The sequence below is a fragment of the Bradyrhizobium pachyrhizi genome (genome assembly GCF_029714545.1).
In the GTDB taxonomy this organism is placed as follows: Bacteria; Pseudomonadota; Alphaproteobacteria; order Rhizobiales; family Xanthobacteraceae; genus Bradyrhizobium; species Bradyrhizobium pachyrhizi.
Genome location: NZ_CP121667.1, coordinates 6,968,292 through 6,993,003, shown reverse-complemented (window position 1 = coordinate 6,993,003; position 24,712 = coordinate 6,968,292). Strand labels below are relative to the sequence as shown.

12 protein-coding genes and 4 pseudogenes are annotated in these 24,712 nt (G+C 56.9%); 11 read left to right on the top strand and 5 right to left on the bottom strand.

Translation table 11 applies throughout. The features are described 5' to 3' along the window. Positions 1-2 precede the first annotated feature (2 nt). The 6 genes and pseudogenes from QA639_RS33130 to noeE all read left to right on the top strand — a co-directional run bounded on the left by QA639_RS33130 (position 3) and on the right by noeE (position 6,671). Positions 3-2,189: a heavy metal translocating P-type ATPase gene (locus tag QA639_RS33130; RefSeq protein WP_283088122.1), complete on the top strand. Its 2,187-nt coding sequence runs from the start codon at positions 3-5 to the stop codon at positions 2,187-2,189. Then, entirely contained in the window at positions 2,189-2,356 is a 168-nt protein-coding gene (ccoS, locus tag QA639_RS33125; RefSeq protein ID WP_283088121.1) for a cbb3-type cytochrome oxidase assembly protein CcoS, read from the top strand. Before QA639_RS33130 ends, ccoS begins: the two co-directional genes overlap by 1 nt. A 1,158-nt stretch (positions 2,357-3,514) precedes the next feature. Then, positions 3,515-3,745: pseudogene (locus QA639_RS42005) on the top strand (SLOG family protein); the annotation flags it as partial. Between the two features lie 86 nt (positions 3,746-3,831). Next, positions 3,832-3,963, top strand: a complete 132-nt coding sequence (locus tag QA639_RS33110) for a hypothetical protein (RefSeq protein ID WP_283088118.1) — start codon at positions 3,832-3,834, stop codon at positions 3,961-3,963. Positions 3,964-4,693: 730 nt separating this feature from the next. Then, positions 4,694-4,954 (top strand): annotated as a pseudogene (locus QA639_RS33105) (transposase); the annotation flags it as partial. Between the two features lie 544 nt (positions 4,955-5,498). Beyond that, on the top strand, positions 5,499-6,671 hold the full coding sequence (gene noeE / locus QA639_RS33100; RefSeq protein WP_283088117.1) for a nodulation protein NoeE: 1,173 nt from the start codon (positions 5,499-5,501) through the stop codon (positions 6,669-6,671). Positions 6,672-6,925: 254 nt separating this feature from the next. Here the strand turns inward: noeE and QA639_RS33095 are convergent, their stop codons facing one another. Beyond that, positions 6,926-7,186: a hypothetical protein gene (locus QA639_RS33095; RefSeq protein ID WP_283088116.1), complete on the bottom strand. Its 261-nt coding sequence runs from the start codon at positions 7,184-7,186 to the stop codon at positions 6,926-6,928. A gap of 476 nt (positions 7,187-7,662) precedes the next feature. On the opposite strand from QA639_RS33095, the gene cysD reads away from it, so the two are divergent. Both cysD and cysN read left to right on the top strand, forming a co-directional pair. Beyond that, positions 7,663-8,562 carry a sulfate adenylyltransferase subunit CysD gene (gene cysD / locus QA639_RS33090; RefSeq protein WP_283088115.1) on the top strand — a complete coding sequence of 300 codons (900 nt, stop codon included), beginning with the start codon at positions 7,663-7,665 and terminating at the stop codon, positions 8,560-8,562. Next, a pseudogene (gene cysN, locus QA639_RS33085) lies at positions 8,562-10,441 on the top strand (sulfate adenylyltransferase subunit CysN). The gene cysD and the pseudogene cysN overlap by 1 nt, the downstream one beginning before the upstream one ends. Positions 10,442-10,651: 210 nt before the next feature. Here cysN and QA639_RS33080 read toward each other — a convergent pair. Then, a pseudogene (locus tag QA639_RS33080) lies at positions 10,652-11,239 on the bottom strand (DUF938 domain-containing protein); the annotation flags it as partial. Between the two features lie 637 nt (positions 11,240-11,876). After that, positions 11,877-12,806, bottom strand: a complete 930-nt coding sequence (locus QA639_RS33075) for a TauD/TfdA dioxygenase family protein (RefSeq protein ID WP_283088114.1) — start codon at positions 12,804-12,806, stop codon at positions 11,877-11,879. A 525-nt stretch (positions 12,807-13,331) separates the two neighbouring features. On the opposite strand from QA639_RS33075, the gene QA639_RS42000 reads away from it, so the two are divergent. Both QA639_RS42000 and QA639_RS41995 read left to right on the top strand, forming a co-directional pair. After that, complete coding sequence (locus QA639_RS42000) at positions 13,332-13,682, top strand: molybdopterin cofactor-binding domain-containing protein (protein WP_410712202.1); 351 nt, start codon at positions 13,332-13,334, stop codon at positions 13,680-13,682. Between the two features lie 317 nt (positions 13,683-13,999). After that, entirely contained in the window at positions 14,000-14,674 is a 675-nt protein-coding gene (locus tag QA639_RS41995; protein WP_428841089.1) for a 4'-phosphopantetheinyl transferase family protein, read from the top strand. A gap of 437 nt (positions 14,675-15,111) precedes the next feature. Here the strand turns inward: QA639_RS41995 and QA639_RS33070 are convergent, their stop codons facing one another. Together QA639_RS33070 and QA639_RS33065 are read right to left on the bottom strand one after the other, a co-directional pair. Next, complete coding sequence (locus QA639_RS33070) at positions 15,112-16,491, bottom strand: MATE family efflux transporter (protein ID WP_283088113.1); 1,380 nt, start codon at positions 16,489-16,491, stop codon at positions 15,112-15,114. 38 nt (positions 16,492-16,529) lie between these two features. Then, positions 16,530-23,099 (bottom strand): non-ribosomal peptide synthetase, encoded by a 6,570-nt coding sequence (locus tag QA639_RS33065; protein ID WP_283088112.1) that lies wholly within the window; start codon positions 23,097-23,099, stop codon positions 16,530-16,532. A gap of 987 nt (positions 23,100-24,086) precedes the next feature. Between QA639_RS33065 and QA639_RS41990 the strand changes: the two genes are divergently transcribed. After that, entirely contained in the window at positions 24,087-24,632 is a 546-nt protein-coding gene (locus QA639_RS41990) for a GNAT family N-acetyltransferase (RefSeq protein ID WP_283090653.1), read from the top strand. Positions 24,633-24,712: the final 80 nt, after the last annotated feature.

Here is a 24,712-nt window from a genome sequence, read left to right as displayed (position 1 = left end):
GGATGCAAGCGGAGATCGATTTTTCACATTATCTGAGGAATACGGGCGCCGGGCTTGTCCATCTCGATCTCGCGGTCGAAGGCATCAACTGTGCTGGCTGCATGGCCAAGATCGAGCGCAATCTGTCGACCATACCCGACGTCACCTCGGCCCGCGTCAACCTGACCGACAGTCGTCTTGCGCTGGAATGGAAGGCGGGTGCCCTCGATCCGGCACTGTTTGTGAACCGGCTCGCCGAACTCGGCTACAAGGCCTATCCGTTCGAGCGGGATGATGCCGAAACGCTGGAAGCGCTGCGCGCTCAGGGCCTGTTGCGCCGGCTGGGTGTCGCCGCCTTTGCCGCCATGAACGTGATGATGCTGTCGATCCCGGTATGGTCGGGCAACGTCTCGGACATGTTGCCGGAGCAGCGCGACTTCTTCCATTGGCTGTCGGCGCTGATCGTGCTGCCGGCCGCGGCTTATTCGGCGCAGCCCTTCTTTTCGTCGGCACTGTCAGCGCTGCGGGTGCGCGGCGTCAACATGGACGTGCCGATCAGCATCGGCATCGTGCTCGCGCTGGCAACCTCGGTGATCGAAACCGTCAATCACGCCGAGCATGCTTATTTCGACGCCGCGATCATGCTGATCGCGTTCCTGCTTGCGGGCCGCTATCTCGATCAGAACATGCGGCGGCGTACGCGTGCGTTTGCCGGCAACCTTGCGGCGCTAAAGTCGGAAACTGCGACGAAATTCATCAGTCCAACCGAGATCAGAACCGTTCCGGCGGCGGCGATCCAGCCGGGTGATATCGTGCTGCTGCGGCCCGGCGAGCGTTGCGCGGTCGATGGCAACGTGATCGAGGGGCGCTCCGAGATCGATCAGAGCCTCATCACCGGCGAAACCTTGCCGGCGATGGTCACGCCCGGCAGTGCCGTGTTCGCCGGCACTCTGGTGCGCTCCGGCAGCTTGCGCGTCCGCGCATCCGCAGCTTCGGGCGGCACGCTGCTCGACGAGATCTCCCGGCTGCTCAATCACGCGCTGCAGGCGCGCTCGCGCTACCTGCGCCTGGCCGAGCGCGCGTCGAGGCTTTACGCCCCGGTCGTACACGCAACCGCGCTCCTGACGATGCTGGGCTGGCTGGCCTATGGCGCGAGTTTTCATGATTCGATCGTGACGGCGATTGCGGTCCTGATCATCACCTGTCCCTGTGCGTTAGGTCTTGCCATTCCGGCGGTGCAGACCGTTGCGTCCGGCGCGCTGTTTGGTTCGGGCGTGCTGCTCAATGCCGGCGATGCGATTGAGCGTATTGCCGAGATCGACCGTGTGATCTTCGACAAGACGGGCACGTTGACGCTGCCCGAGCTCGATGTCGCCAATTTTGCCGAGATTCCCGACCACGTCTTGAGGCTCGCGGGCAGGCTGGCGCTGTCGAGCCGTCACCCGGTCGCTGCCGCGGTCGCGCGCAAGGCGGGAGCGACCTCGCCGTTGCCGAACATTGAGGAAGAGCCGGGGCAGGGTGTTTGCGGCCTGCACGAAGGGCGCTTGATTCGCCTGGGCCGGCCCTCCTTCTGCGGCGCTGACGGTCTCGCCAACGAGATGCTGTGCCGCGATCCGGAGGCTTCCGTCGTCGCATTCAGCCACGGCGAGAGCAAATATGCCTTTGCGGTTCGGCAGAGGCTACGGCCGGACGCGGCCGAGGTGGTGGCAGGGCTGGCGCGCATGGGCATTGCCGTCGAGATCGTGTCCGGGGATCGCGAGCCTGCGGTCCGGCTGACGGCCGAGGTGCTCGGCGTGCATGAGTGGCGCGGCGAGGTGTCTCCGGTCGACAAGATCGACAGGATCGGGCAACTGGCGCGTCAAGGCTGCAGGGTGTTGATGATCGGCGACGGTTTGAATGATGCGCCGGCACTGGCTGCGGCACACGCCTCGATGTCGCCCGTGACGGCCACGCACATGAGTCAAGCTGTCGCCGATGCAGTCTTTCTCGGCGAGTCTCTCGCGCCAGTGCTGGCAGCGGTCAAGGTGTCCCGCAAGGCGTTGCGGCTGATGCGGCAAAATCTCTGGCTTGCTGTTGTCTACAATGTGCTGGCGGTGCCGATCGCGATCGGCGGCCTGGTCACGCCCCTGATCGCCGCGGCGGCGATGTCGGGCTCGTCGGTGATCGTGATGCTCAATGCGATGAGGGCGCGGGCGAGGGAGACGATCTGATGGAGGTTCTGGTCATTCTTGTGCCGCTTGCCCTCTCGCTGGGCTTTGTCGGTCTGCTCGGCTTCCTCTGGTCATTGAAGAGCGGACAGTATGACGATCTCGACGGCGCAGCCTGGCGCGCCATCGCCGATGACCAGCCAGTCAGTGATCACGGCCGATCGACGTAGTGGAAACACACCAGTAAAACCGCGGATGCGATGGTCAGCGTCGCAAAACCAGGAGAGACCAACCTGCTGATGGGTCAATCCGCGTCACAGTCAGCAGCAGCTCTTCGGCGGCACGTCTGGCTGCCAGTAGCGCCAGTGTGTCGGCGCTGCTGCGACGAGTTGCATCGTGTCTAAATCGAACCATCCCTCCGCGCGCCGGACACAGGGGAAGCCTAGTGGATGTCGCTTGTCATCGATCACGGCAAGCTCGATCGTGCAGTCGAACGGTGCCGACGCGATATCACGCCATCCCAAAAGGGCTAGCCGGCGAAGCCATGAGGTGAATGCGCGACGCATGCGGTTCGGATTGCTTGATGAGCGACGGCCCTATCGTCGCACAAAGGGAGGTCGACACGGTTGATGTAGTTCAACCTTGCACACATTGGTTCGTCGTGGCGACTATTGGTCATCCTTTCGAGAAGGGTGGCACCCGAACCCTACAGGGGCTGACCAAAGGCAAAAGCGCCTCGTAGTCTTTCTCGAGCGCACCGGCGTCGATAGCAATGCAATCGTCTGACGAATGCGGGCGTTCTGCGCCGCTAAAAGCGCCAATGGCAAGCCTCAGCTCGTCTACTATTCGGTCGGCGCAAATGGTTTCCCAGGCCGGTGTTTGTACGAATTCTGACCGGACTTCCGACATCGGCATTCCCCTGCATCTCCGACCTTGCAGAAGATGCCAGTCTCCGACCTGCTGGCTCGGTCCGGGCGACTCAGGTTAAGCAGTGTCATCGATCAGACTAACCTGCGAAAGGAACAAAATGGTCGCCCGCACACGTGGACTGCCTGCTTCTGGCTATGCGCTCGAGGTCGATGGCCGATTGAAAACCGAATTTGCGAGCAGAGATGCAGCTTGGGCAGGAGCGGAGGAGCTAAAGAAACGCTTTCCTATGCTTCAGATCAGAATCTACGATGCTCTGGCAAAAACCAGAGATGAGGTCCAGCTTCCACGAGCTTGAGCTGCTTCGCTTGATGCTCTTTTGCTCGTGCGCCTGGTGCCGCACCGGAGCTCTTGTCGAACCGAGCCGCGTCTCGGTTGTTTCCGGCGTCGATCCCTCGCTCACCATCAAGGCTGATCGGGACCCCCGGCCGGATATGGCCTTGAGCAAACGCGCTGCGGAGACCGTAGTCAACCACCGGACGTTCAGTGCAGCTATGATCTTCGCGAGATCTCTCGTCGTGAGGCGCCGCGCCGAGGCCGAGGTGATGCTGCCGCCAGACCCAAAGATCGTGCTCACGGGCGGACCCGACTTCAACAACGTTTCGCCATCCGGGATCGGTTCGACAAGGTCGACGCGAAACATTACGACGTGATTCTGCTCCACGGCGCCTCGCTGAAAGGCGCTCAATCGAGCGCTGGGGAATGCCGCAGATTGCCTCCAAACCGACCGGGTAACCAACGCCCCTCCGTTCAATTAGGAAATGCCCTACTGGCAGCCATGCCGATCGGCATCGTGCAGTTCCTCGATACCGGAATCCAGGACAACCTCGTCGACAAGACGAAGGAACTCGGCGTCCAGTCTGGACGTTCGGCAATGTTAGGCGTGAGCAAGCTGTCCGCCCGCATATGACAGGCGAATTTAGAAATATATACGCGAGGAGGTCTCAAAAGGGTTGAATCGCACGTAGCGTCAAGTTGTAAGCTCTCGAGCCGGCGGCCAACGAGCAGCAAAAGAGTACAAATGTCTGAAGTCTTAGGCTCAGTAAAATGAGTGGTCTCATCAGGAGCTCTTGTAAAGTCGCGGCTCAGTATCCGCACGCGATGCCCGCCGGACCGTCGGCGAACTCCATCTGGCTGAAAGCACCGACCAAACCTAAGCAGATTGCCAGATCGGTTTCGCTTATGACGTGAGAGGTGACGCCCCCGCTAACCTGTGCGTCCGTCATGATCTCCGTGGAGCGGAATCCTCAAAGGATCTCAATGTCAAGTGTCAGGAACCCGCCGCGCGGCCATGCGTCAGATTCGCGGATGGATGCAACTTTACGGGAGGACGAGGTGACCAAGCCGAGCTCTTTGCCGACGCTTCGTCCAATTTCGCTGACGTATCGGCGGTTCTTAATCAAGGTGAGACTTTGGAGTGAAAGCCATTCTCTCGTCATTTGTCCTGCTGATATACCAGAATTCGACTTACGACACGACGGCGACCTAAACCATATTGCTGAGGTCTGCAGCGGAGAGGCTCATGATTTCACTTGTACTCGGATTATCAATCCGACGACCCGCGCACTGGAAAGAAGGTACCTGACCTTGCGCGGGCTTAATCCACTATGAAGTTCGTTTTGGCCCAAAACGAGCATCAGATGAAGCGCAGCCGCTTTTCGGAAGAGCAGATCCTCGAAATTTTGAAGGAGCACGAGGGCGGCGTTTCGGTCGCTGATCTATGCCACAAGCACGGTATCAGCGATGTCAGCATCTACAAATGGAAGACCAGGTTCGGTGAGATTGAAATGTCAGAAGCCAAGGAGTTGAAGAAGCTGGAGGATGAAAACACGCGGTTGCGGCGGCTGCTGGCCGATACCATGCTGGAGTATACGGCGCTGAAAGACCTGTTGGAAAAGAAGTGGTGATTGCGTCGAAAGCGGACCAGCGCGATGGTTTTCGGGGCCGCTTCGCGGCGCACTCGTGGTTGTTGTTAGAGCGGACTTTAACCATTTGCCTTGCGTCAGTATTTGATTGGTCGGCGCGCAACCCAAGTGAGTGCCTCTGCGTGACCAGTGCGATATGTCGGTTCTGTACGCCGCCTGCTGCTTCGTTAGGACATTCAACCCTACGCCCAATCGGCTCGTGAGGTCACCAGAACGTGCGCCTATATGGTAATGACTATGCTCCGGCAAACCTTCGTATATTGTCCGCAAGCCTTTCTATAATGATCGCCTATCTTCGTACAAATTGCGCCGGCCCTCAACTTCACTTGTGATCTGGAGCGAAAACCGCAGCGTCGGAAGCTTTTGTGAGTAAGTGGATCGAATTTCGATTGTACAGCCACAAGGTGCAGGTGAAGCTCTTTCCATATGACGATGGCGGAAGGAACGGCGCTACCGCATTTCTTCGAGTGATGTCTCTCGGAGAGCTAATCACCTCGTGCAGGCAATGGAGCCTAGTATCATGAGTAGGGATCTTAACCGTTCGCCTGCGGTCGGCTTTCTTCTTGGCCTTCCTCGGTCGGGCACGACGCTGCTGGCGCACCTGCTCCAGCGACATCCAGATATTATGTCTCCGCCTGAGCCCTGGCTGATGCTGGCACTTGAGGCATTTGGCACGGTGGACCACCGACACCCAGCGGGAAGCTCACTGGTCGAGGCCGCCACTTCCGAATTCCTGGACCGGATAGATCGCGCCGTCGTTAGCCGGGCTCTTGCCGATGCTGCTTATGGCCAATATTTGGCAGCTGCGGGCAAGCGCATGTTGATAGATAAGACTCCGCGCTATTGGATGGTGCTCGATTTCTTGGATTCGCTTTACCCGGAAGCGCCACGAATCCTCATAACGCGTAATCCCTACGCGATCGCCGCATCACTGAAATCGACGTGGGGCATTTCGCTCGCATCTGCAGGCTGTCCGTCTGCCATCGCATCCTGTCTTACCGATCTCGCGCGGGACTTGCCAACGCCTGCCGTCGTATCCTGCCTGGCTGATCTCGTGCTGGGCTTGCCGACGCTCGCTGCGCTGCGTGGCCGCCGGCAGACACAAGTGGTGCAGTACGAAATCCTGGTGGTGCACCCCGACGAGGAAATCCGGCGTGTAATCGCAGGACTAGGCTATGATCCCGCGGACGTGACATCGGCCAGCGTGGAGCAAGCCGACGTTTTCTCGTCAAGTACTTTTGGGGATCGAAAGATCTTCGAGAAAAAGACAATCGATGATCGGTCGGTCCAGGCTTGGCGAACCGCATTGAGCACCGAAGAGATGCAGGTGGTAACCGATCTGGTCGGCACCGAGCTCTTGATAGAGCTTGGTTATGAGCAGGACCTTCGGTACGCACAGCAAGTCGGAATTGTCGATCGGGGCCCAGTAGTAACCGAGTCGTATCGTCAACTATTTCGAACCTGCTGGGATCTGCGCGGCGGTACGGGAGGCTCGTCTTTCGGCGTCTCCACTCACACGCGTGAGCTAAATGGCATTGTTCGACAAGCTGGAGGCGGCTCCTCAGTTTCCGAGGCGCAACGACTGACTGAGAAGACGGAAGAGCATTTGCGGTTGATGAACTCCATGGTGGCGCAGTTGGAGCAGGTATTGAGAGCTGCGAAAGGCGGTCACGGCTCGCGGCTTGGACCCTAATCGCGTGACGAACGTCTCAACGTCGCTGGTGACGTCGTGAGCAGGCCTCGTCGAGCTGGTGCGATGCTGCCGAAGAACGTGGCCGCAATGGGCGTGCGGCTCGAGTCTTCATTCGAGCCAGAACGTCGGTAGCGGGGCCTCCTTTTCACTTATTACGGTTAGCTGGGCCGATGCGGTTTGTTTCCAAACGCTATGCTGCAAAGGCAGGCGTTCCACCACGAGCACCCGACTGCCGCGCGGCACGCTTGCACTTGTTAGATGGAATCTTTCGTTCGAGACCTTTGAGACCGGAAACGGTCGATGATGAGGTCGATCGCCGCGCCGATCAAATAACACAACTGCATAGCAGTGGAACTTGAGACGAAGGCCCGAATTGCGCCCGTCAGACCGTCTTTGTGCCCGACAAAATAGGCTGCCGGGATCAAAATCAAGATTGTAGGGAAGCATACATAGACTTTGAAATAGCGTCCCAGCAGCAATCCGCCGATACCGCTTGCCAAAATGAACGCCAACATCGCGCCTTCCAGTGATGCTCGGTATACACTAGGGAATTCTTTTCGAAGTTGTCAGAGTGAAGGACGGTCGTCATTCGGATATTCCTGAGCCGTCTAAACCGACGTTTACTATCCGTTATTCGCCAAAGCTGGTAAAATCGATTATCATGATAAAGCACATTCTTGATCTGGATGAGTCTTGATCATCCTTTGGCATGTCGCATGATTAAGATCGTCGCGGTCGCTCAACGCCTTGATGAACGAGCAACCTCATCGCAGCGGAGCGGGGCAAGCTGCGTGTCGAGCCCGGCCGTCATGCGCCAGAACGATGCTGCCAATCCTTGTGGGCTGGCCGCACTTTCGTGGTGGGGCTCGGCGTGCGTCTAGATCGTTGACGAGCCATTGCAAACCTCGCACCTCAACGGTCACTTCGGCGATCAGGAGATGCTGCATCAAATGGCACCTGACGAACTTAAACACAATCTGCATCGAAGAACATGTTACCAAAACATCTGCGCCGCCTCGAAGCTGAATCGATCGCGATAATGCGTGACGTAGTCGCCGAGTTTAGAAAACCGGTCATGCTCTATTCGATCGGAAAAGACTCAAGCGTCATGCTGCACATTGCAATGAAGGCGTTCTTCCCGGCCAAGTTGCCCTTTCCCTTGCTTCACGTCGACACGACGTGGAAGTTCCGCGAGATGATCAGCTTCCGGGATGAAACAGCCAAGCGGCTCGACGTTGATCTGATCGTGCACGTGAACAGGGAAGGCATCGAGCGCGGGATCAATCCGGTCGATTCTGGTTCACTTCTTCATACGCAGGTTATGAAGACCGACTCTCTGAAACAGGCACTCGACCTCTATCGGTTCGACGCCGCCTTCGGTGGGGCACGACGTGACGAGGAAAAGAGCCGTGCAAAAGAACGGATTTTCTCTTTCCGTACGGCCGGCCATGTGTGGGATCCGCGGGACCAGCGGCCGGAGCTATGGAATCTGTTCAATACGCGAATCCGCCAAGGCGAAACCATGCGCGTGTTCGCTATGTCGAATTGGACCGAGCTCGATGTTTGGGAATACATCATGCTCGAGAAGATCCCGGTCGTCCCGCTCTACTTTGCAAAGCAAAGGCCCGTGGTCCTCCGAAATGGCGCAACCATTATGGTCGACGACAAGCGACTGCCGCTTAAGTCCGACGAGATGCCACAAATGCGGATGATCCGTTTTCGAACCCTGGGATGCTATCCATTGAGCGGGGCCATCAACTCCAACGCGGCTACGATCGAGGACGTCGTCGCTGAGATGCAGACCGCGACGGTATCGGAGCGCCAGGGACGCTTGATTGATAGTGATGAAGCCGCTTCGATGGAAAAGAAGAAGCGGGAAGGTTACTTCTGATGGCGCCCGAAGCGGCTGTCGAGCTTGTCCAGGCCAGAACGAAGGACCAGCTGCGTTTCATCACTTGCGGTTCGGTGGACGACGGGAAATCGACGCTGATTGGCCGGCTGCTGCATGACAGCAGAATGATTTACGAGGATCAGCTGACGGCGCTGGCACACGATAGCGCCAAGCACGGCACGAACGGTAGTGACGTCGATTTTGCGTTGCTAGTCGACGGGCTCGAGGCAGAGCGAGAGCAAGGCATCACGATCGATGTGGCCCATCGCTTCTTTACCACGCCGCGCCGCTCGTTCATGGTGCTCGACACGCCCGGCCACGAGCAATACACCCGTAACATGGCAACCGGTGCCTCGAACGCCCAGCTCGCCATCATCCTGGTTGACGCCCGCAAGGGCGTGCTGGTGCAGACCAAGCGTCACTCTTTCATTTGTTCGCTGCTCGGTATCCGTAATATCGTGCTGGCTGTGAACAAGATCGACCTCATCAATTACAAGAAGGAGATTTTCGACCGGATCGTCGGGGACTATATCGCCTTTGCTGCCGATCTTCGCTTTGCCTCGATCATTCCGATTCCGATCTCCGCCCGCTACGGCGACAACGTCGCTAGCCGCTCTGCCAACATTCAGTGGTATGATGGTCCCTGCGTGCTCGATTGCTTGGAGAGCATCGATATCCAGTCTAACGCCGTGATCCAGCCGTTCCGCTTTCCGGTCCAGTGGGTGAACCGACCCAATTTGGACTTCCGCGGCTACGCCGGATCAGTTGTTACCGGAAGTATCTCAGCAGGGGACGAGGTCGTTGTCGCAACGTCTGGACAGACCACGCGCATCAAGCGGATCGTGACCCATGACGGCGACCTTACCCGGGCTGAGGCGGGCGATGCCATCACCATTTCGCTCGAAGACGAGATCGATATCAGCCGTGGTGCTCTCCTGACGCGCCCGACCGAGCCGCCAGAGGTCTCCGACCAGTTCGCCGCGCATCTGATCTGGATGGACGAGGACCCCCTCGTTGCCGAACGCAAGTACATCCTGCGCATTGGAACGCAGACTGTACCCGCAGGAAGTATAACGGCAATCAGGCATCGGATCGACGTCAACACCGGTGAGCATCTCACAGCTAAAACGCTTGGCCTGAACGAGATCGGATTCTGCCATGTTTCGACGGCGCTGCCGATAGCGTTCGATCCTTACGAGATCAATCGCGAGACCGGCTCGTTCATCGTCATTGACCGCTATACGAATCGGACGATCGGCGCCGGGATGATTGCATATCCTCTGCGGCGGGCCACCAATATCGCTTGGCACCCCCTTTCAGTGAGCAAGAACGAGCGCGCCGCACTCAAAAATCAAAAGGCTTGCATCATCTGGTTCACGGGCCTATCCGGCTCGGGAAAGTCGACAATAGCCAACATAGTCGACCAAAAGCTGTTTACTATGGCGTACCACAGGATGGCGACAACGTGCGGCACGGACTAAGCGCGGACCTCGGTTTCAGCGAGGCTGACCGTGTCGAAAATATTCGACGGGTCGGTGAAGTCGCCAAATTGATGGTGGACAGCGGCCTTATCGTGATTTGCTCGTTCATCTCGCCCTACGCGGCCCAGCGAGACATGGTGCGCAACCTGGTTGGTAAGGAGGAGTTCCTCGAGATCTTTGTTGACACGCCGATCAGAGAATGCGCGCGGCGCGATCCCAAGGGCCTCTACTCCAAAGCGAAGTCTGGAGAGATCAAGAATCTCACCGGCATCGATGCGCCCTACGAAACACCGCTAAGACCCGAAATCCATCTCGGGACAACAGATAAGACGCCGGAGCAACTAGCGGAATTCGTGATCGAGGTCTTGATCGCGCGTGCAATCGTCGACAGCCATTAGCATCTGCCGATTGCCATCATTGCCGCAGCTGCAGTGCAATCGTTCAAGCCTTGCGCACAGCCGCCGCCGATTTGCTGAACCGAACTTGACAGCAGGCGGGTGGTCCTTGCCAATGAAGTGCCAACATGGGCATTGAGTTTGGTCGGCACGATAGGCACGCCTTGGCCTTGCAGGCCCTGTGCTTGTCGCGAATTCTCAGCCGTTAGTCACTCATCGCCAAGCGTCTGGGCACTCGGTAGGTCTGGAAGGCGCCATGCGTGCGAAATAGCCGGAATCGCCGCGCCATACACTGGAGATGCTGATCCGCCGTTCAGGATCTACCGAGGAGCAGAATGAAATTACTGGCGGGCAAATCCAATTGCCGTTGAGCGCCAGTCCATGCTTTCGAGCCTCCCTTTCAATATCCCGCACGTCTTTGAGACCCCATTCAGGCACGTCGGTCGCCCGAATCTCCCTGTCGAATGCCTCGTTCGACGACGTTGTGTATTTCCCGTCAATTTTAAAGGGACCATAGATTGCGATGAAGCCGGTTGGTTTCAGGAGCTTTGCGCCAAGCGCAGCAATGCCGTCGGCGATTGAGACGGGGGCAACATGGAAGACGTTGATGACGAAGATGACGTCGTAGAGCTGCTCACGGGCGTCTTGCCAAGTTGACGGGACCGTGAGATCGACCAAAACGGGATCAGCAATGTTATTGTTATCGCCTTCGAGGCGCTTCCTTTTGATGGTCTCGAAGACATCTTGATCGTAATCGGAAGGCTGAAACTGAATGTGCGGGAAATGGGACGCAAGGTAGTTGACATGTAATCCGGCCCCAGTCGCTACTTCAAGCGCGTCACCCTCAGTAGGAAAGAGTTCTTTGAAGTTTTAGGATCGCGTCCTTATTGCGGTTGCCCGCCCAGGCGACATAAGGGCTGAGCGGATAAGCATCGATGTTGGGTCTGTCGTCGGACAATCGCGTACGCCTTGCTTCGATGGCGAAGACATGGCCCGGACTCGTCTTTCGGGGCAAATTACGAAGCGGTGCTAGCCTCGGTTTGCCCGTCCGGTATCGGCATGAAGCGGATCTATGGAGCCTCGGCGTCCGCTGTCGGGCGGAGCGAAAGCGTATCGCGATGGAGCGTGGGAGAATCGTCTGATGGACCAAACCTTCTCGGTGGTCGACGTTCACACCTGCCGGCTGAGACCGGATCCCGCGTGACCTCGGGCAGACCAAACTTCCCCTCTCGAACGGGTTCCTGCGCCGCCAAGCTCCGTACACGCGGCGAAATTCAATCTGTTGCAAGCTGGCTGATCCTAAGCGGTCGACGAGGGCGGCGGCGACTAAAGGTAGAATCTTGCTTCGCCGCGTGGGCCGTTTGGTCTGCGGATCTAGAAAGAGGCGAACGCGCAATGGAAAAATCTGCACCAGCGAACTTCCGTGAATTTCAGTGGGCTAGGTGACCACCATGGGTGGTTGCTTGGAGATCTTGTGGCGCGTTACACTGACCCGGCCGTCGACGCTGACGGGCACATCGCCATCGATCGTGGCGCGACGCATGACACGATGCTGGTCGCCGTAGTCATTGACCGCGTAATGCTGTGTTGCGCGGTTGTCCCAGATCGCGACATCGCCCACCTTCCAGTTCCAACGCACGGTGTTCTCGGGTGCCGTGATATGGGACTGGAATAGGTCGAACAGCTTCTGGCCATCGCGTTTGGGGATGGCAACAAAACGCTGTACCACATCGCCGAGCACCAGCGCGCGATCGCCGGTTTCGGGATGGACGCGCACGACGGGATGCTCGGTCTCAAAGATGGTTCTGGTAAAGACCTCATCAAAATGCTTCATGTCGACCTCGCGGACACGAGCCGTTCCGGCGTAATCGAAGGCGTTGGTATGAACTGCCCAGAGTTCATCGGCGAGCCGCTGCAGCGGCGGCGGCAGATCCAGGTAAGCAGCCGCTGTGTTCGACCACACCGTATCCCCACCAAAGGGTGGGATCACAATGGCTCGCAGCACCGAGATTTTGGGATAGGCCGCGGTGAACGTCCCATCTGCGTGCCAGACGTCAGCCCGACTACCTCCGCGGGCTGAATCGAGCTCGATGATTGACGTCGTTCCCTTGGTGGTAGCGAGCGTCGGATGCGGTACAAGCTTTCCCAAACGAATAGCAAAGCGTTCCTGCTCCGGATCGTCGAGATGATCCTGTTCGCGGAAGAAGATCACCTTGTGTGCGAGTAGCAAGCTGTTGATTGCAGTAATCGTGTGGCTCGGCAAATCGCCCGATAGTTTGATATTTCTGATTTCAGCGCCGATGCGCGCGGCGCGTTTGACGACGTCGCTACACGGAATGATACTATCGATCAAAGCTTCTTCGCTCATGGTGGTCTTCCGAGCCTCGAGGTCCTTAACTGCTGCATTCGGTCTGTTGATCTGCTTCGAGCGAGGTATGCTTCCCGAAGCACGGATCGCGCTGGGCATTTCTGGTTTCGTGCCTCTGCATGCTCTTAGCTCTAAGCTGCTGTTGCTGGGGCAAAGCAATGGCCATGCCAGTGCTGCTAAGGCATGCCAAGCCTCTGGCTTTGCCTCAAAGTTTATCGGGCCTTTTGTGCGGGCTGTGTTTTAAACCTGACAGACATTTTATACCGCTGTCAGCACATGGACGTCGGTATCCAAAGAGGCTCCTCGCGCTTCAAGCTGAAAAACGGCTTCTATTATTGCCCTCATTCGACCGTTGGAGGGGTCTAAGCGATGAGATATAGATCTCAGTGCCAGAGGCGTCGTCGATGGTGACGCGGAGCAAGGGGCGATTGCGGTCAAACCGGTTCGGCACGTTCCATTGGTCATAGTTCGAGCGTGTGATAATCGCGACCCGCGCCGCACCGGCACCGGGCCAGGGGGACGTCGATTTACAGTAATGGTGGCGGGGGCACGGCACAGGGAATCGGTTCAGCGATCTATGAAGAGTACAAGTATGCCGACGACGGCCAACTACTGACCGCAAACTTCGCCGACTATCTCCTGCCTAGTGTCAACGGAGTGCCTCCGAACCTCCGGGGCGGGCACGTCGTAACGCCGTCACTCTTTACCGAATACGGGATCAAAGGCTGTGGCGAGAGTGGTAGGCTGGGCGCTCCGCCCGCCATAGCCAGCGCAATCGAGGACGCGTTGAAGCCTTTCAGAGTCAAGGCGGACTTCTTGCCCTTGACGTCGGCGAAGCTGCGCGGCCAAATTCGTGAAGCGACGGCGAACCAGTAGCACTTCCTGAGCAGTGCGAGTTTCGTGCCGGAACCTCACACACATATCTCCGAGCTTTAAAACGGCGGCTGCTGTGCGCTCAACCTGACCGACAACTGCAGCACGCGATGTCTTCCGCTCGACGAAAGAGCATTGCCACGAAGAACTGGAGTTCTGGGCAACCAAGGCGGTGGGCATAGTCATCCTAGTCCGCCTGGATGACCGGGACCGCACTGGCGGGCGAATAAAATCCAGACCAAGTCGGCGATGACCCAATCTAGCCGCTTCTTGAAATTTCAAAGTTGTGGGCGTAACGCTCATTATGAAGAGCCCTAGCTATGAAAATGCTCGAGATCTTAGAGGCGGCTATCGGCGCAGTGTTGACCCACGGCATCTGTTTTTCGGGCGGGCCAATACGTGATCCGATTCCCCTGCCACTCCCGGCTGAAGCTGAAATGTTGGGGAGCGTCTCAGTTCGGCGTCAGCGTGAATTTGCCTGGGGGCGGTATCACGCGCGCCAGGCCTTGCGTCAACTGGGTTTTGCGCCTGTTCCCATTCTGAGGAAGGTAGATCGGGCTCCTCTGTGGCCCTCGGGCGTCATCGGCAGCATTTCGCATTCTTCGTCTCATGGCGGAGCTGTTGTCGGGCGCTCGAATACTGTGCTCGCTCTGGGGCTGGACATTGAGGACCAAGAACCGCTAGGAGCGGACCTTGCGCCGATTATATGCACCCCTGCCGAATTGGAGCGTGCCGAGTGGTGTAGCGGTCGCTCCGGACCAGGATTAATCTTCGCAATAAAGGAAGCCGTATACAAATCATATGCGCCGGCAACTGGTGAATTCTTGGATTTTCACGATGTCTGCGTCCGGATTAGTGACCAGAGTAGCTCCTTCGAGGCCGAGATTATCAATTCGGAAAAACCGGCAATCTTTGGTAGTCGAACAATAAATGGAGTTTACTTTCCCTTCGTCGGAGGAGTTGTTGCATTGGCTGCTCGATTTCGGCACATGTAGAGCAGCCTTGGTTGCGTGCCGACCATCTGTTTTCGCAAAGCGAGCTGCGAGGTCGAGGAGGGGGCGCTCGCAACTAAAATATGTAGAGTTTCGAGTCCGATGGCGAAATCTGCAGTGATGCTGCATCACACTTCTAGACAGCCGGATCTATGGGCGGTATCCTCGCCACAACGCATGACAATGCGTCCGCTTGCCGAGTCTTGGCCCGAAGGTCCCCACCGGACATCATCCTTGAACAAATACATTCGACTTCGGACGAGAGGCGATCGGCGCCAACTGGCGGTCGTCGTAACTGTGGACGACGCGAGTGCGGGGCAAGGATCGGTGATCTGCCGCTGCTCGCCAATGTTTACCTGCACTTCAATGCTTTATCACGAGATGTACAACAAACGTGAATTGCATTCAGCCCGATGCTCTGGGCTCCGATGATTGTCGGGTCAACCCGCGATCTCGACCGCTCTTGAAGCAGATTGCCCGATCGCTTGTCTGAGCTCGGCGAACTGGTGCAACATGACAAACAGCGCGATAATGCCGGCTCCCAGCTCAGCGATTGCTTGACTGGCCAACAGTCCATTGAAACCCGATATGACGGGGAATAACATTACGGCCGGTATGAAGAGATAGCCTTGCCTCGCCAAGGATACAACCGCACTGAGGCGCGCTCTTCCGAACGACTGAAGCATCGCCGTCACGAAACTCTGAATACCAAAAAGTCCGAAAAAGAGATGGAATACGATACAGGTCGTGACGGCAATTTCCGTGACCTTCTCGCTATCGCTGAACAGCCTGACCAAAGGCCGCGCAAAAATCACAACCGCCGCAGAATAGGCGACGGAAAGAGCGACGGTCATGGAGAGTATGAACTTCGCGGTCTTCAATACGCGAGCAAAGTCGCGTGAGCCCCAACCAAAACCCAGGACTGCTTGCGAGCCTAGACAGAAGCCGGTGATAGGCAGCGCGCCGATCGTCAGCAATCGCACAGCTATTCCCACGGCCGCGATGAAATCGTCGCCGAACGGCGCAGCAGCTCTGTACAAGAGCATGAAGGCGATGGTTGCTAGAATGCTGCTCATGGTCGCCGGCGCCCCTATCAGCGCGAGCCGTCTGATGCGCTCTGCTCGCAATGAGATGCGCGACGCTCTGAGGACGACTATCCCGCGAAGGTTTGCAAAATACGCGATATAGAGGCTCATAGCAGCGATCTGAGATGCTAGCGTTGCGAGAGCTGCGCCTCGCACACCGAGGTCAAGCAAGAAAATGAAGGCGGGATCGAGCACAGCGTTCAGTACGAAGGCGGTAATCATCGTCCACATGCTGAATCGTGTGTTGCCCTCGGCTCTGACGATGAAGCCGTTCACGATGTTTAGAAGCATCAAAGTGTATCCGAATAAAAGCGTCGCCGCGTAGTCGAGTGCTACTGGCATGATGGTTGACGTTGCCCCGAGCGCAACAAAAATCCCTCGCAGGTTAAAAAGCAGAGCGACCGTAAGCATGATACCGATCGGAGCGGCCACCGCGAGGGCAGTACTCGCGCCTCGACTGGCCTCCAGGTACTCACCAGCGCCAAGATGACGAGATATGAACGAGGCTGTTCCAACACCGATCCCCTGTCCGACTGCCGTGAGCAGGACCACGATCGGCAAAGTCATGCCGACAGCTGCGATCGCCTGCGCACCAAGTGAGCCAACAAAGATCGCATTGACGGCCTGCTGTAACGCGTTGGTCGACAAGCCAACAACAGACGGAAGAGCGAGCCGCAAGATGAGGCCCAAGAGATCGGGGTCCGATAGATCGACGCGCGTTTCTCTCACGGACATCACATTGGGATCTCTTCCCGGTGAATTCGCCACCCGGCTCATTCACGGATGAAAGTGTCGCCAGCTCTTCCGAACTCGCTGATGGTCTGCAACAGCTCCTGTTGCAACACCGTGCAAAGATTGCGAGTCATCTCATAACCGGACTGAGTTGGATTATACCTCGTTTCGATCTCTAGGTGGCCATCTTGATATCCGACACTGAACCAGAAGAGGTAATTCACGCCCGCTTCATCCATGTCTTTGCCAATCCACAGCGGAGAAGGTTCGTTGCCTAGAAAGTGGCGTGGAAAATTGCGCTGCAAGCTCACTCGATAATTCAATCCAATTCTGGGTAAGGGCAGGCGATCGATCCTGCTGCGCACGGACGGATCTCGGTTCAGAAATTTCATGGCTCGAAAGCCAACTCCCCCGCGTGGTAGGGCGTTGCGTTGGCGGAATATCGAACGTGCTCGATCGGGACGAGCCTCCGTTTCTGTGAGACTCAAGGGAAGTGGGATGATTTCGGTTATAACGCCGAGAATCTGCGATGGATCGAAATCGTCAAACAGCCGACCTCGGGTCGAGGTAAGGCTATCAATCCAGAGAGAATAGTTGCCGAAAACACGTCCAAATGCGCCGGATATCGCCGCAACAAATACGTCAAAGTGCTGGCAATGCGCCCATCGAGCGGCAATACTAAGGAGATCAGCCGTCGCGTCTTTGTCAATCTGCAGGTGGTACTTGGCCTGATCTTCCCAGAGGGATCGGCAATTGGCTTCATCCATGCGACCTTCAAGGCGTGCATAGTGAAGCTCTCTCGCGGTCACTTCCGAGAAGCTCGCGGCGCTCGATGCAGTGTTACTGATGTTGAAATTGAGTTCATGGTAGTTGATCCTCTCCCAAAAGTTAAGTTCGGCTGGTGCTTCGCTGTTCGCGTAATGCTCAAGGCGGTTCAGCCATGGAGAGAGCATTTGTCTGTTCTCGCCATCATTCACGGCTTGGCCTGAAGCAAGGGAGTGGTACTCCGCATCCAATGCTTCCAGGAAAAGTCGATAACCTATCCCGTCGACTACAAAATGATGTAATAAGATCAGCAGATAGTAATCGCCACTTTCTGATGTGCGGAACACCGTGACTTTGACAAGAGGCATCTGACCGTCAAACCGAAACATATGTTGACGTCTTGTTGAGATGCTCTCGATTGCTTGGCGCTGCCGTCGGTCGCTTGTCCCGACAAGGTCGATCTGCTCCACAGGGCATTCGGCTAAAGGAGGTCCGATAGTCAAGAGTAAGCCGTCATCAGTTCTGGCGATACGGAGCCGGAGGCCTTCGTGTCTATCCATGACACGTGCAAGGGCGCGCTCCAGTATGGCGATATTCAGGGCGCCCGCCGGCAAAAAGAACAGATCGCCAATGTTGAAATGCTCATCGAAGCCGGCAAGGCGGTTCCAAGAAGAGATTGCGGGGGTAACTGGCAATCGACCCTCCGCGGAAGAGAAGGATGGAGCCGCGGCTTCGTCTGCCGCCAAGTCCCTGATAGTCGGTGTCTGATAGATTTGGCGGACCGTGAAATGCAGCCCCGCTTTGCGCGCCAACGTGACGCACCGTACGCTCAGTAGAGAGTCTCCGCCGATATCGAAGAAGCTCTGATCGATGCCGACCCGCTTGACTCCCAATAGATCCCGCCAGATCCCGGCAAGAATGCGCTCCTTTCTGGTGCGAGGCTCAGCGGATTGACCAGGCCCGGCCTGACGGTAGGGAACAGACGATAGACGAGCACGATCGATCTTTCCACTCGCCGTAAGGGGAATACCGTCAACCAAATGGAAGGCGAAGGGAATCATGTAAGACACTAATGTGCGGCGCAGGTGGGCGACAATATCTTCAGAGCTTAGATCGTCCCGCGTCGAAACCACGCTAGCGATCAAGCGACGATCGTCATCTATGCCTTCTAATACGACCGCGGACTTTTTGATCGCCGGATGAGTGTCAAGGGCCGCTTCGATCTCCTCCAGTTCGATTCGAAATCCCCGCACCTTGACCTGGTTGTCCAATCGGCCGCAAATCTCGACAAGGCCGCTCGTCGAGATACGTGCGATATCGCCACTTCGATAAAGAACGCTGTATTCTCCGTCATCATACGGATTCGCCACGAAGCAGCGGTTCGTCCGATCTTGATCCCGCCAGTACCCGGCGCTCATGCAGCGTCCCGCGATACAGAGTTCGCCGGCAGCCCCGACAGGGAGTCGCTTCAACCGGGCATCGAGTACGTAGAGTTTGACGTTATCGATTGGCCGACCAACGGGGACGAAGGACAAGTCGTCGCAGGTATTCGACGCATCGTGGACTGCTGCATTGGAAGCGCATTCCGTGGCACCATAGAAATTCCAAAGTGGCACGCCCGGGAAAGACCGACGCCAGCGCACAGGGAGTGAGGAAGGCATCGGCTCGGCGCTGCTTGTGACCAACCGCAATGCGGTCGGTAACGGGCGCCGTTGCTGCGAAGCAATGAGGCCGGACAGGAGTGGCGGCGAGCCAAATAGGTGTGTCGCGCGATGTCTCGCCAACGTGCACAACAACAGATCCGGATCCAACAACTGCGCTTGGGTAAGGATCAGGGTTGGCACACCTCTCAGAAGGCCCCCAAAGTACTCCCAAGCGGACGCAACGAGTGATGCGGATTTTTGAACAACCATCACGTCCGTACCGTCGAAGGGAAAGCTTCGCCACATCCAATTCAACCGATTGAGAACTGCCGATTCCGGTACGAGGACCCCTTTCGCCTTCCCGGTGGAGGACGACGTGTATATTAGGCTCGCAATTTCCCGATCTGATGGTTTGTTTCTCCGCTCGACAGCGTACGAGGGGGCGCCGCGCCTTTCCAGCGTCGAAAGACAAATTGACGGCATGTCAAAGCCAAGGTCAGTGGTACTTGCGTGAACCAAAAGCTTTGCCTGGCTGTCTCGCAGGATATGTTCGATCCGATCACGCGGATAATCCGGCGATATAGGGATAACAATGGACTGCAATGTTCGCGCCGCAAGAATAACAGCGGTCACATCAGGCGATCGGTCGACCAACATGGCGACCATATCACCAGCGCCCACGTCAGAAGCCTGCAGCAACGACCTTATAGCTGTTACGCGCTCACGCAGGTGGCCGAATGTCACCTCACCGAAATCACCAAAGTATGCCAGCTGGTTCCGATTAGAGAGGCTGATTTTCTCGAACGCTTCGACAAGCGGACATTCAGCCTCGTATGGTGGCGCTGAGCCATCTAGCGCGTCCAGTATAGCGACGTCTGAGGAGCTGAGGCAGCTCAGATCTTCAATGGGCGCAAGCGGGTTCTCAACGCAGGCGGCAATCAGACAGCGCAGGTTGTCAGCCATGCGGACAATCAGATCGCTGGGGAATATGTCTTCCGAATATGCTAGCTGGAGGGCAATCTTATCGTCCTGTTCTTGTGCGTACAATGTCAGGTCGAATTTGACGTAGCCGGTGTCGTATTCCCGGAATGTCATGTCCAACTCGTGCCGCCGAACTGGGTCCGCGGCCTCGGAGTACATGTTGAACATGACTTGGAAGATCGGTGATCGTCCCGTTTCGCGATGGAGGCGGGTATCCCTCACCATCCAGCCGAACGGATATGCCGAATTTGCGATGCCGTCGCTGACCAGGCCCTGGACGTGCAAGGCATGAACCGCAAAGGACTGGCCGACATCGATAGCCGTGCGGATTGGCAGCATATTCAGGAAAAAGCCAACGATGTCGGCGGTACCAGATTGATCCCGCACGACGTGCGGTATGCCGACGATAATGTCATCCTGACCGCTATACATTCGCAGCAGCAGCTTGAAGCAAGCAAGGAGTGTTGTCGAGGTGGTGCACTTATGTCGGCGCGCAAAGCCCCGTAGCTGATCTGAGAGCTCGCTGCCAAGCAGCACCGCATGCGAGGCGCCGCGGTAGGAGTTTGTCTGCGGCCGCGCTCGTTTCGTTCCAAGGGAAAGCACTGGCGGATCATCACCAATCTGACGACGCCAATAGCTGCGTTGGTTGGCCAGCGCCTCTGGATTAACGTGTTCTTTTTCCCAGACTGCGTAGGTCGAGAGTGACATGCGGTTCTCTGGCAAAAGCGTCGAGGCATCGGCGTACCGTTGTCGAAGGTCTCTGAGCAGAACAGAGATCGACCAAGCATCGATGATAATCTCGTGAGCGGTGATCAGTATGAGATGATTGTCAGGGCCAAGACGGATCATGTGCGCGCGGAACAGGTGGCCTTGGCTGAGATCAAAGTTGCCGTTCAGCTCTGTTCGCCGTAACTGTGCGATCAGTTCCTCACTTTCCTGCGTCGTGAGATGAGATGCATCCGTCAATTCAAGACTTGCGCATTGCGGGGCATCAAAAAGCTGAACCGGACCGTCCTCGTCGACAAAGCGTGCCGATAGTGCCTGATGGGAATGAAAAACATCGGTCCAGGCGCGATTGAACGCTACCGTATCAATAACGCCCTTTATTTGCAGGCCGCCTTGAATGATGTAGTTCCTGGCAGACGGATCGAGCCGCCAGAGAAACCATAGGTGCTCCTGAACTCGCGTCAAAGGCGACCGGGTGAGTCTTCCGCACGTGGGGGCCGTGTAGGGTTTGGAGTCGAGCCGGGCCGAGATCGAATCCGCAAGAGAACGGATCGTTCCATTCAGGACCAGCCTGAAATCCGCTCTTACTCCGAGCTGAGCCTGCAACTGGCCCAGTATGAGCATTGACCTGAGCGAGTCTCCGCCCAGGCTTATGAACTGGTCATTCACGCCAATGTTATCAACACGGAGAACGCCGGACCAAATCTTGCACAACTGAACTTCGAGCTCGGTTTGCGGCTCTTCGAATGGCGTCGACAGTTGAGGGCGAACACTGGTCGGGTCTGGCAATGCTCCAAAATCGACCTTTCCGTTTCTGGTCAGTGGAATACCGCCGATGTGGATAATCCTCTCTGGGAGCATGTAGGTGGGAAGCGCTTCGGCAAGAAAGTTCTGAAGCTCACCTTCCGTAACTTCAACTGGAGCTGACACATACGCGATGAGGCGTCTCGATCCAGTTACCCCCTCGGCCCGGGTTATGTCTCTCGCCGTAAGCTTTACGCCTGCGCAAACGGAGGCGACCGCGACGGCGCCACATACCAAATGATGAGCGGTGAGGCGGGCCTCGATTTCTCCGAGTTCAATTCTGTGTCCGCGGATTTTGACCTGACGATCTCGCCGACCTAGACATTCCAAAAGGCCATCGGAACGAACGCGCCCCAGATCACCCGTCCTGTATAGGCGCTGGAACGACGGGTCGTTTGAGAACGGGTTTGGCCGAAAGGCGTCCTTGGTGCGGACATAGTCATTGACGTAGCCAGCAGCGACACCAACGCCGCTAACACAGAGTTCGCCGACTTCTCCCGGTTTGCACAGGGTCGATCCGTCGGCGACATAAACCTCAAGGTTAGGAATCGGCTCGCCGATTGGCACGTAAGCGTCGGCCAGCGAAGGTGGTTCGGAAACCAGATAGTGCGTAACACCGTCTGCACACTCGGTTGGGCCATAATGATTAAGAATGGGGATGTGGGGATATAAGGTGAGCCACTCGCGCGCCAGTCCGGGTGTTAGAGGTTCTCCGACCGTAGAAATAAACCGCAAACTATCCATAGCTCGCTCTGCGGCCGTAATCGATTTCAGATATTCAACGAATACTGCAAGCATCGACGGAACGAATTGAATAATCGTCGCGCCGGATCCTTGAATTGCTTTGAGAAGGGATGCTGGCGATTTCAGTGTTACATCGTCGATGATCGCGATACAGCCTCCGACGCTAAGCCCCGCGAGGAGCTGCCATAGCGAGATGTCAAAGCACTGCGATGCCGTCTGCGCGATGCAATCGGCCCGAGTGAGATTTAGGGCATCAATCTTTGCCGTCAAATGATTGTTTAGGGCAGCGCTCGCGATCATTACGCCCTTAGGCTGACCCGTCGAACCAGAAGTAAACAGAATGTAGGCGAGTTCGTCCTCGCTCGATAATGGCGAGATAGGCGAGGTCAGGCCTCCGCGCAACGCCGCCTCTAACGTCATGAATTGCATGGTGCCTTTACTGCTCGCCTGGAACTGGCTGAGCCGATCCAGCTTGTCGGAGCCGATAATCAGAGCGCAACGACTTTGGTCGATCATGAATGACGTGCGCGAAGAAGGTAACGATGGATCGAGTGGCAGGTAGGTTGATCCGGCCTTCAAGATTGCAACGACAGTCGTCGCCCAGTCGAGGCCTCGTTCACCCCAATAGCCAACGACTGCCTCCTGAGCGCCATGGTCTCGCAACGTCCTTGCGAGGGCATCCGATCTTAATCGCAGCGCTCCGTAGGTGAGTTCAGCTGCGCCGTGCTTCAGCGCAAGCCTGTCTGGATCCGAGTGAGCAAGACGATCGATCGCCGCGATCGCGTCGATCGGCTGGCGTTCTACAAACTGAGTTTCTATGGATCGAGTTTCCATAGGCATTAGGCCCTGCCAATCGTCGCGTCGTGCGATCTTTAGCAACGGACGTGCCAACCTTTGACAGAGAGACCGATCCGCAAGCCTCGCCGCAAGCCGGGGCACCTCGCGCATTTGGTGTCTGGCTCCTGACATAAGTCGTCTTTGACCGACAAAGTCATGTCAGATAACAGCCGATCAATCTCGCTGGATAAAGCGATGGTGCGATCGGCGCCCAGAAATTGAATATGGTCAACCCAGATAACGCGAGTCGTCCTCACCGCGATGACAACTGCCGTATTGCTTCAGTTTGCCTCTTCATGGCGGCCCTCGGTGGGCGAGAGCTCAAGTGTGGAAGCGGCGCAGTGGCGTTCAGCATATGATTCTGAAGCTGTCTTGGGCTCTACGCCTGCTTCTCGAAGAGCGACTGCACCCTCGATCTATGGACGGCGCGCCGAACCGTGGAGGTTGTTTCGCGGTGCTTGGCGCGAGAAGATGGGGGGCACCATCGGCTCCGAACAATGGCGTCCGTACTACCTAGCAAAACTGCATTCGGTTCGTAGTTGGCACGTGTTTTGAAACAAGAGACCTTATCCGGAGCCGCTCAGTGAGAGAGGAAGTGATACCTCATAAGATCGTTGCCTATCTGCGACCTCGACGTGTGACGCGTGCTTGCCGACTTGGTCGTGCCTGGACCTGGTTTAAAGCGCAGTCATCGCACGATGTTGTTTCGAGCGCCTGCTACGACTTCTTCACAACTGCAAGACTCGAGAATGTTCTTGTGTCACTTCGTTCGAGGTTGTTGCAGCCGGTCGAACGGTCTCGACGCCGAGAAAGTCGAAGTGTCCTTTAGGAAGGGCAGGCTCCAGATGATGCCAGAAGCTCGCGAGGAGGTCAGGTCAAGGATCATTCGCTGAGCAGCCTTCGTTGACAGCCGCCTTCTGAGGTAGGAGGAGGGCCGAACGAAAGCCAAGCGCATCTGGTGAAGCTCCGTAGGTGCCATCACTTCTGCTTTCGTTCAGAGGCATATGCATGCTCTACCCTTGCGGCTCTTACGTAGAAACAGAGACTCAGAAACGACATCATGACGCGGAGGCTGACATCGAATCTGCGCGCGCAAAAATGCGGGCAAGCACCGTCTGGACACTTGTGCTCGGCTTTGCCGCCGATCCACTGATGCGTTGGAGTTGGCCTGCCCCAAGGCAATATCTTAGGAACATGCCTCAGTACATTAACGCCTGTGGCGGACGAGCATTCGAGCATGGCACAGCATACGTCGCGGAGGGGATTCGGGCCGCGGCCCTATGGCTGCCTCCCGGCGTACAGCAAGATGAGGAGGCGCTGGATGCAATCATGGCGCAGTCTCTGCGCCCGGAGATCGCCAGAGATATGGCGGATCTACGGCAGGGAATGGCCAAACATCGTCCCCCTGAGCCGCATTGGTATCTGCCTCTCATTGCCGCCGATCCGAACTGGGTCGGACAAGGGCTTGGTACATTGCTGATGAAGTGCGCTCTTCGACGATGTGACGAAGAGGGCCTTGCTGCCTACCTCGAAAGTTCGAATCCGGAAAACATTTTGTTTTACCAACATCACGGCTTCAAGGTAATTGGAGAGATACAACACGGTTCTTCGCCGCCGCTCACGCCAATGTTGCGGACTGCTTAGTGAGCGGAGTTTGGAGGAGCATCGCACGCTCCTGCTCAACGCCTCTGACTCATCGCGAAAGCGTTTGATGGCCGCTCCGC

Bases quoted from the DNA above. Each gene is read 5' to 3' on its own strand.
- QA639_RS41995 (WP_428841089.1), top strand. From the start codon at position 14,000: ATGAAAATGCTCGAGATCTTAGAGGCGGCTATCGGCGCAGTGTTGACC.
- QA639_RS33075 (WP_283088114.1), bottom strand. From the start codon at position 12,806: ATGAGCGAAGAAGCTTTGATCGATAGTATCATTCCGTGTAGCGACGTC.
- QA639_RS41990 (WP_283090653.1), top strand. From the start codon at position 24,087: ATGCGGGCAAGCACCGTCTGGACACTTGTGCTCGGCTTTGCCGCCGAT.
- QA639_RS33070 (WP_283088113.1), bottom strand. From the start codon at position 16,491: ATGTCCGTGAGAGAAACGCGCGTCGATCTATCGGACCCCGATCTCTTG.
- QA639_RS33095 (WP_283088116.1), bottom strand. From the start codon at position 7,186: ATGTTGGCGTTCATTTTGGCAAGCGGTATCGGCGGATTGCTGCTGGGA.
- ccoS (WP_283088121.1), top strand. From the start codon at position 2,189: ATGGAGGTTCTGGTCATTCTTGTGCCGCTTGCCCTCTCGCTGGGCTTT.
- QA639_RS33110 (WP_283088118.1), top strand. From the start codon at position 3,832: ATGCCGATCGGCATCGTGCAGTTCCTCGATACCGGAATCCAGGACAAC.
- noeE (WP_283088117.1), top strand. From the start codon at position 5,499: ATGAGTAGGGATCTTAACCGTTCGCCTGCGGTCGGCTTTCTTCTTGGC.
- QA639_RS33130 (WP_283088122.1), top strand. From the start codon at position 3: ATGCAAGCGGAGATCGATTTTTCACATTATCTGAGGAATACGGGCGCC.
- cysD (WP_283088115.1), top strand. From the start codon at position 7,663: ATGTTACCAAAACATCTGCGCCGCCTCGAAGCTGAATCGATCGCGATA.
- QA639_RS33065 (WP_283088112.1), bottom strand. From the start codon at position 23,099: ATGCGCGAGGTGCCCCGGCTTGCGGCGAGGCTTGCGGATCGGTCTCTC.